Source organism: Acetitomaculum ruminis DSM 5522 (assembly GCF_900112085.1).
Taxonomy (GTDB): Bacteria; Bacillota; Clostridia; order Lachnospirales; family Lachnospiraceae; genus Acetitomaculum; species Acetitomaculum ruminis.
The window spans coordinates 21,822-28,654 of sequence record NZ_FOJY01000026.1 but is presented as its reverse complement, the minus strand read 5'-3'; the positions used below and the strand labels follow the sequence as shown (position 1 = coordinate 28,654).

At 36.7% G+C, this 6,833-nt stretch carries 11 protein-coding genes; 3 read left to right on the top strand and 8 right to left on the bottom strand.

Going from position 1 to position 6,833, the window contains the following annotated elements:
- Positions 1 to 108: 108 nt before the first annotated feature.
- From BM153_RS12610 to BM153_RS14160, 6 genes are all read right to left on the bottom strand, one after another.
- Positions 109 to 309 (bottom strand): hypothetical protein, encoded by a 201-nt coding sequence (locus BM153_RS12610; RefSeq protein WP_092874645.1) that lies wholly within the window; start codon positions 307 to 309, stop codon positions 109 to 111.
- Positions 310 to 370: 61 nt separating this feature from the next.
- Positions 371 to 1,318, bottom strand: coding sequence for a nucleotidyl transferase AbiEii/AbiGii toxin family protein (locus BM153_RS12605; RefSeq protein WP_092874642.1), 948 nt, complete (start codon positions 1,316 to 1,318; stop codon positions 371 to 373).
- Positions 1,305 to 2,072, bottom strand: coding sequence for a type IV toxin-antitoxin system AbiEi family antitoxin domain-containing protein (locus BM153_RS12600; RefSeq protein ID WP_092874639.1), 768 nt, complete (start codon positions 2,070 to 2,072; stop codon positions 1,305 to 1,307). Before BM153_RS12600 ends, BM153_RS12605 begins: the two co-directional genes overlap by 14 nt.
- A gap of 314 nt (positions 2,073 to 2,386) precedes the next feature.
- The gene (locus BM153_RS12595) at positions 2,387 to 2,596 is read right to left on the bottom strand and encodes a hypothetical protein (RefSeq protein WP_092874636.1); all 210 of its coding nucleotides are present in this window, start codon (positions 2,594 to 2,596) and stop codon (positions 2,387 to 2,389) included.
- A gap of 303 nt (positions 2,597 to 2,899) precedes the next feature.
- On the bottom strand, positions 2,900 to 3,418 hold the full coding sequence (locus BM153_RS14165) for a B-box zinc finger protein (protein WP_143088314.1): 519 nt from the start codon (positions 3,416 to 3,418) through the stop codon (positions 2,900 to 2,902).
- A 10-nt stretch (positions 3,419 to 3,428) separates the two neighbouring features.
- A complete protein-coding gene (locus BM153_RS14160) occupies positions 3,429 to 3,551 on the bottom strand; it encodes a recombinase family protein (RefSeq protein WP_278278346.1) in 123 nt (40 codons plus the stop codon).
- A 199-nt stretch (positions 3,552 to 3,750) separates the two neighbouring features.
- On the opposite strand from BM153_RS14160, the gene BM153_RS14425 reads away from it, so the two are divergent.
- The 3 genes from BM153_RS14425 to BM153_RS13795 all read left to right on the top strand — a co-directional run bounded on the left by BM153_RS14425 (position 3,751) and on the right by BM153_RS13795 (position 5,250).
- Complete coding sequence (locus tag BM153_RS14425; protein ID WP_092874654.1) at positions 3,751 to 3,879, top strand: DUF1413 domain-containing protein; 129 nt, start codon at positions 3,751 to 3,753, stop codon at positions 3,877 to 3,879.
- A 998-nt stretch (positions 3,880 to 4,877) separates the two neighbouring features.
- Positions 4,878 to 5,045: a hypothetical protein gene (locus tag BM153_RS13800; RefSeq protein WP_177205705.1), complete on the top strand. Its 168-nt coding sequence runs from the start codon at positions 4,878 to 4,880 to the stop codon at positions 5,043 to 5,045.
- A gap of 46 nt (positions 5,046 to 5,091) precedes the next feature.
- A complete protein-coding gene (locus tag BM153_RS13795; protein ID WP_177205703.1) occupies positions 5,092 to 5,250 on the top strand; it encodes a hypothetical protein in 159 nt (52 codons plus the stop codon).
- A gap of 316 nt (positions 5,251 to 5,566) precedes the next feature.
- Here BM153_RS13795 and BM153_RS12575 read toward each other — a convergent pair whose 3' ends face one another.
- Both BM153_RS12575 and BM153_RS12570 read right to left on the bottom strand, forming a co-directional pair.
- Positions 5,567 to 6,199: a GNAT family N-acetyltransferase gene (locus BM153_RS12575; protein WP_092874630.1), complete on the bottom strand. Its 633-nt coding sequence runs from the start codon at positions 6,197 to 6,199 to the stop codon at positions 5,567 to 5,569.
- A complete protein-coding gene (locus BM153_RS12570) occupies positions 6,196 to 6,822 on the bottom strand; it encodes a TetR/AcrR family transcriptional regulator (protein ID WP_092874627.1) in 627 nt (208 codons plus the stop codon). The genes BM153_RS12575 and BM153_RS12570 overlap by 4 nt, the downstream gene beginning before the upstream one ends.
- Positions 6,823 to 6,833 lie beyond the last annotated feature (11 nt).

The window sequence follows — 6,833 nt, the reverse complement described above, 5'->3', positions numbered from 1 at the left end:
TACGCTCAAGGTATTTATAAAAAGCCTGCCTTGATACATTTAAGACCCTAGAATAGAGACTCAGCTTACCTTTGATTTTGCCGTCATCAGTTTTCCCGGCTAGGAATCTTAATCTGAGGTCCTTGCTGACTTCCGACGGCTCGCTGCGAAAAAAGCACTTGCCTCTTCAAGAAATTCATTTTCTTCTTTGAGACGTTTATTTTCTCTGCTAAGTTTCTTGTTTTGTTCACGTAGCATTGCAATTTCCTTAGCTAAATTTACAAACTGAACCTTATAATCTGTATCATAGTGTTTCTGATTTCGTGCCATTAAAAGCACCTCCTTTTCCTCGTACTATATATCATCATATACGAGTATAAAGTGTCAACAATTATGATACAGTATCACATTTCCATAACGCCATCGGATGATCTCTCAATCGCTCAATGATCTCAGCATCCTCAAAAAGCAACTCCGGTTTATATTCCTTTTCTATAAACCTTTCCATGTACTCCATTTCTGCTTCTGTCGGCTTCATAAGCGATGCTATGTACTCCTTCGCCTGCTGTTTCTTCCCTTCCAGATCAAACTTATCCTTCACAGCCAGAACCGGGAACAAATCAGATTTTATCTTTGAAAAGGTAAGACTGTCTATGGCTGATGTATCGAAGTTTTTGTTCACTTCTTTTGCAGAGATCGTCGCATAGAAAATGATGCATTTTCTAAATATATCCTCTTCACCTGATAACAGCTTCGTATCTGCCATATTACAGAAGTCATACAGATCCCTTGCGGCAGCCCTGCTTATCAGAGCATTGGTTTTTGCCGCGAAAATTTCCATAGTCGCTACCGTTCTGACCTTTATAGGCTCTCCGAAAGCATCTGTTACAAAGACTCTGTCTTCTGACGGAAGCACGTGTGTTCTCAGAGAATAGTTAATCTCTATTTTTATCATATCCTTATTGCCGGCTGCATTCACATAGTTATAGTGGAATGCGTCTAGACTATAACTAAATCTTGAAGCATCGGAAAGAGAATATCCCTGCTCCGACATATATCCCTTCAGAATCTCCGTCAATCGCTCCCTTTCGTTTGCCGTCTCTTCTCTTGTCAGATTCGGGATAAAATCCAAATCTATATCAACAGACAATCTCGGTAGTTTGAAAACAGTCAGATTTATGGCCGTTCCACCCTTAAGTAACAGGTGTTCACGCATATATTCCTGCGTATTCAGAAATTCAAGAATTGTTCTCAAACGAAGAACCTTCTCAAATGTATCGCGATTAAATCCATATTCCCGTGCCCTTGCATCAAGCTCTCTTCTGTTATATTGCGGCATCCTCTATCCCTCCGTTCTTCATTTGTTTAATATTCTTTGGGTATACCAGTTTCCATTCACCCGAATAACCTGGCTCACTTATACCGTTTGTCAGATATCGCTTTGAATTTCCGCTTCTATTATTGCATATCTTTATAAAATCATTACTTATGCCAAGCTCTGTCTGATATTCACTAAAAATAAAACCGGTCTTCTGATATAAAAAGGCACTGTCATATCCGGCCAGATAGTTTAACATTTTTGCCTCATCAATACTGTTCACGGACACTACACACGAAAGCACCTCTTCCAGCCCGGCGATAAGATTGATATCCTTTATGGAATCTACTATCGTCCGCTCCTTATCCGTAACCCTCACGCCACCGCTAAACTCCGGAGAAACTATACCTTCCTTCATCTGTTCTTTGACATAATGATAAGTGTACCCATCAAATTCAAAGTCGTGGAAACGTGTCTCGGAGCCAACATAAACCTCATAGAAAACCTGATCTACAGTTCCATAATACTCAAAGGCAGTATGATGGGATACATAAGAAGACGGCGTGATAGCACTGGCAACCTGAAATCTGTTCGCCACCGGTCCGCCATTTTCCCCACTCACGCACGTGTATAAGCCGTTTCGGATTTTTAATACCATATTCTCCTTCAGAAGCTTTCCCAGCGCCGCTCTTGCTGTGCGTTCGCTAGAATACAGTGCATTTACTTCTTTCATGGAAAAAACCGGATACTGTAGCAGTTCATAATATAAATTCATATTCTCGCTCCATTATGTTAATTATTTGTCGCTATTTACCCTGTTTTATGTTATTCTCGTACATATTCTTAACTTATCACTAAGGAGCCACTTTGTCAAGTTGATTTTGCGTATTTTTTTACCATCTTTAATGTCAATAACGTACCACATCTAAACAAAGCAATGCTTTATTGTCCGTCATATTCACGTCATATTCAGATTAATCCCAGATATCACCGGCTTGTCATTGTACTTGTAATATAAAAAAGCCAGCATCCAGAAGGATCTATCCCTTCAAGATACTGGCTTTTTATGATCTTTCTCAAAACACCCGCCTACTGGTTATTGTTCATCCATCGTCTTGCAAAATCCACCATTTTAGTCATCTCTTCCATATCCCTATCTACGGAAGCCAAAGCATCCGGAGCCATCACAGCTGGATACATCGTATCATATGCCGGTTTCATTACAGACTGGTAGAATGTCCTAAACTCATCCAATCCTGCCAATATATTGCCGTGGCAGATGAAAAGTACGCGAATCATAATTTTTCCTCCTAAATATGCCCTCATTAACCGTATACCAGATATTGTGGACTTCTCCACAATATCTGGTATACGGTTAATGTTACACACTACGCAAGATAGGGCAAATCAGTGCATATTACATCTCTCAAACGTAGTCAAATCGTAGTCAAAATAGGGGTTCTGACTACCGTTTATATAGTTCCAATTCGTGCTTTCTAAATCCAGTAATGCACACCCTTACCGTAGGGGGTGCATAGGGGGTGCATGATGTATAAAGTGTCAAGTTTTTTTGTACAAAAAATCTTATATAATAATGCACAATTACTCAGATGATTTTACATAATCCTTAATTCTATATGATCTTCCATTTATGGTTATGACCTTTGAATGATGAAGGATTCTATCAAGAATTGCATTGGCAACTATTGCATCATAAAAAATACTATCCCAATCACTAAAGTTGATATTAATTAATGCCCATGCTACTACGAGATACGCCTTGAGAAATGTAAGGAACACACCGCCAATTCCTGCCATAAAAATTGCTGATACCAATGCACTTATAAAGTTTCCCTCCCCTATACCGATTATTAATCCTAAAATGAAACCAATTCCGATGCCTACTAGCGAAAGAATAAATTGAATCTTGATTATGTTCTTATTTGCCTCAAGTTCTGCCAAATCGTCAGATATTAATTGCTGCGTGAAATCATAGCAGAGTGCCTGCCCAGCACACTTACCTTTGCTTACTCCATATGAATCAAAACAATCCTGGCAGAGATATTTTCCACATCGTACACATTTTGCTACTGCAGGTTCATCGTGGTGATAGTAACACATTGTTCCATCATTACGAATGCTTGTCTATAAATATATGATTATCCAAAATAGACTTTTCATGCAGAGCTCTTAATTGCCTTTCCTCATTTTGGTCAAAACTTGAAACTCGCACATATCCCCATGTTTTACTCATTTTTTTCTCCTTATAAAGTAAAAGTTTTCAAATTAGCTTTTCTACTTTCTCACGAAAGTTTGAATACTTCATTTTAGTAAATAAAAAAATTAACAAAATCGAATTCCTATTTATGATATATTCATGAGTTTTATATTATATAAAGCATATAATTAAAAATACGAAGTGAAAAAATGATTTTTTAAATTATTATGAAAAACTGATTCAAAAAGTTAACAATTTACCTAGTGGTACAAAATATACCATCAAAAATCTTTTTGGGGTTGAATGGGCAATGGAAACGGGCACTAAATTAAACATTAGAAAGAATTTTTTTCAGAAATGTTAATAACAAAAAAGTGATATTGTAATCAAATTGGAAAGGGATAGTTCTAATACAATGTGGTACATGAAACTGTAATCTAAAAAAAGCGTCTTGACCCAACTAAGGCAAGATGCTTTTACTAAATCATATCAATTATTAATCCATCCCTACTCCGACTCCATCACCTATTTCTGAAAGCTGTACTATAACTGCCACCGAGGTTCTTGATTTCCATCGGAAAGAATCGCCACATTAGCCTCTCCCCCACTTCCTGCCATATTTATCTACCTCCTTGTAGAATATTTGAAGTACCCACTTCCCTGTCGGGCGCAAAATGTGACAATTATAGTTATCCTAATCTTATTATCGGCATAATTATCCCTTTTTTTCATCTTTTTGGAAAAAATTTACAATAAAGCATATTATCTTTATCTTACGATTGTTGAGATGGCAAGAGTGAATAATCTAAATCTCTAAAATAATAAATACCTTTTAAGCTAAAGACCACGCAAAGTCACACTTCTTGAGAATTTTTTGTCTCTTCACCTTCTGTTTTGTTTTTTTAGCTTTCCGTAGAAGGTAGACTCTAATATTTAACCTTATGACAATCCTCCCCAAATGCTGATTTGTTTGTTTTCCCAAAGTCTAACATGTTGCCAAAAATTGTCTGGAAAATAACGGGATGTTAAATTTTCTGGGTTAAAAGGCTATTATATATGTAGATTAGTTCGTATTTATTGAAATATTTTTATATAATGAGGAGGGCAATTTTATGATTATAATGAACCTTAAAGTCAATAATTTACTGGCATTCAAAAGCCGGTATCGGAAGCAGGGACAGTTATGAAAGTTGTAGAAAAAAGCTCCTAGAAGTTCCTGCCCAAGCCATTGGAAATTACGCACAGATACTTGATGAAATTGAGAAACTGACTTATTGCTTCCAATATCCAGTGGATGCCGATGGAGAGTATAGCCTTCATACTATAAAGAAACCAAATGTTTACAGTACAATTATGGAGAAGATGTTAAAAACACTCGATCCGGTAATTGATAAAGTGGAACCACTTAAGGAAGTCGATAATTCTTTTGTAATCAGAATGAGGAAACGTTCCTTCATTCTAAAGGATGGAGAATTAACCAACAGGGCATTTTTATCCAGCGGAACTAATTGCAGGCTTTTAAATATGTAAATACGGTATGCTGGATCTTCCTCTTCCTAAGCATTCCTTTCTTTTTATGAAAAAAGATGTGAATAATCCCGAGCATCCCGTTACCTGTGTCAGCGCATCTGCCTTTCTTAAGAGAAATACGGATTCCGTTCGTAAGACAGTGGAAAACGATTTGCTTTCTGTAGCTCCTTCTACAGATTTGATTTTTGAAATTGGTGAAATGTAGGAGGACTAAATATGAACAAACTAGGAAGTTATATCCAATACTTTGTAGAGGGAGAGGATGAAGAAAAAGACAGGTCCAAATTTTTGCACCTGTCTTTTTCTTCCACCAGATAACCACGCCAATAGGCATAACAAAAGCAAATATAACTGCTGCCGTAATTGTTACATAATTAATGTTCACTATTTCATCTCCTCCTTGCAAATTTCATCGTTACATTTCTTTGACACAACGATAACTTATTAATATAAACAGGCTAATATAAATCACACATTTAGCCTGTTTATACACTGATTTTATGAACTTTTCCTAATTTAACTCAGGCATCAAACAACTGTCCCTCAAGGATGTGTTTTTCTTTTTCAGGAAACAAAGCATCAAATTTTTCAAATTCTTCCCCTTCAGTTAGAGCAACCATATATCCTTTTGGGGGAGTATACTCTCCTGTAATGCCCTTTAAATATCCAGAAATCAGTTCTTTTCCTAAAAAGAAAGAAGAATCCTCTCCTTCAGGAAGATCATGATAGCGGATGCTAAAGTTTTTTGCCGTTACAAAGCCGCTTTTTCCATAAAAATCAATATTTCCTTCAAAAAATACCGCTCCATATCCAAGTGCGGCTGCCTGGTCAAGACAATAATCAAGTAGCTTTTTCCCATATCCCTGTCTCTTATACTTTGGAGCTATACATATGGGACCCATGGCCAAAATCGGAATATCCCTGCCATCATCTGCTTTAATAATTGCTTTTACAAATATATTCTGACCTATAAGTTCTCCGTCCTTTTCCATGAGAATATCCAGTTCTTTCACAAATACCGGATTATTTCTGAATCTGTGCATTACGTAATGTTCCAGACATCCCGGGCGGTAAACATCCCAAAAGGATTCTCTTATAAGATTTTCTACTGTTCTATAATCTTTTTCTTCTTCTCTTCTGAAAATAATACTCATTTCTTCCACCTTTCATAAAAATCTCTTGTGATTGTTCTTAAATCACTTTTTATCTTTTCGCTGTCACTTTCCTTAGTATCATAAAGTTTAAGGGCCAGAAATAAGGGAGCATACAGCCCTATGGCAAGACTTCGTGCACTAGTTTTTTTAGCCTTATTGTTTAGCTGTCCATTATTTAGCATCTCCCGAAACAAATCTTCAGAATACTTCACCGGTCCATCAACAAGCATATCCCGATAAAGTTTTTTCATCTCCTCATTCTTATACTGTTCCAATGTAATCATTCTTCTAAAGTACAAGGCAAATTCATTTTCAGTCCAATATTCAAACTGGATATTAACAAACTCACAAAGATCCTCTAGGGAGGTTTTCTCGTAGCTTTCGGCATCCTCTTCATATTCTTTTGCCGGCACATTTGTTTCATTGGCCTGCTTTTCATCTAGTTCAAACATCTTCTTTATGATACTGTCAAAAATTTCCTGTTTACTCTTATAATGGCGGTATAAGGCTCCCTTTGTAATCCCAAGTTCACCTGCTATCATACTTGTGGAAACCGCCTCAAAACCACACTTTGCAAACATCTTTAATGCAGTTAGCATTATTTCTTCTTTATTAGTTTTCATTTTTTCTTCCT